General features: G+C 36.3%; 1 protein-coding gene and 1 pseudogene. Both read left to right on the top strand.

Annotated features, from left to right (window positions below; translation table 11 throughout):
* On the top strand, nt 1-805 hold an 805-nt coding region (locus tag SMIDD26_RS08135; protein WP_061439796.1), incomplete at its 5' end, for a carbohydrate ABC transporter permease.
* Nucleotides 806-1,125: 320 nt separating this feature from the next.
* A pseudogene (locus tag SMIDD26_RS13200) lies at nt 1,126-1,215 on the top strand (sucrose phosphorylase); the annotation flags it as partial.

The following is a 1,215-nucleotide window of genomic DNA, read 5'->3' as shown; positions in this document are numbered from 1 at the left end:
TTGGAAGTATGTCCTCTTGGTAGTAGGTGGTATTCTTATACTTGTTCCTTTGTTGGTAACGGTTTTTAGTTCCTTCAAGACAACCAAGGATATCATGAATCATTTCTTTGGTTTGCCCAATCCTTTTACATTAAGCAATTATGAACGATTGGTTTCGGATGGGATTGGAGGCTATTTCTGGAATTCAGCTGTTATTACGGTATTATCATTGATTGTAGTAGCCTTCTTTATACCAGCTGCAGCTTATTCCATTGCTCGAAATATGTCCAAGAAAAAAGCCTTTGCAATTATGTATTCGCTCTTGATCTTAGGGATATTTGTTCCATTTCAGGTGATTATGATTCCTATCACAGTTATGATGAGCAAACTCGGCCTGGCAAATATGTGGGGGTTGGTACTACTTTATCTAACTTATGCAATTCCACAGACCCTCTTCTTGTATGTTGGTTATATTAAAATCAGTGTACCAGATAGTTTAGATGAAGCTGCAGAAATTGATGGGGCTGATCGATTTACAACTTACCGTCGAATTATCTTTCCAATGCTGAAGCCTATGCATGCTACAACCTTGATTATCAATGCATTATGGTTCTGGAATGACTTTATGTTGCCATTGTTGATTTTGAATAAGGATTCCAAGATGTGGACTTTGCCTCTCTTCCAGTACAACTACCAAGGTCAGTATTTTAATGACTATGGGCCAAGTTTTGCATCCTATATTGTAGGAATTGTAACAATTACTGTCGTCTACCTCATCTTCCAAAAACATATTATTTCAGGAATGAGCAACGGAGCAGTGAAGTAAGAAGAACTCATGGAATCTATAGTCTCTGACACAGAGGAAGGGTTCAGCTTGTTGATAATTCTATGTAGAAAACAAGAAAGTAGTACTTAGTTTATTGAAGTCTATATTTAGTACGAGTTTGATGATAAACAGAGATTTAATACTCAATGAAAATCAAAGAGCAAACTAGGAAGCTAGTCACAGGTTGCTCAAAACACTGTTTTGAGGTTGCAGATAGAGCTGACGTGGTTTGAAGAAATTTTCGAAGAGTATAACATGAATTTGATTTACGAAGCCAAGTCATATGAGACTTGGCTTCAATTAGAAAAAGGAGAGTAATGATGCCAATTCAGAATAAAACCATGTTGATTACCTATTCTGATAGCCTTGGAAATAATCTTAAAGACTTATATGAGAATTTGGAAGAGCAT

This window comes from Streptococcus mitis, assembly GCF_001579035.1.
Lineage (GTDB): Bacteria > Bacillota > Bacilli > Lactobacillales > Streptococcaceae > Streptococcus > Streptococcus mitis_J.
This window is presented reverse-complemented; position numbering and strand designations above follow the sequence as displayed.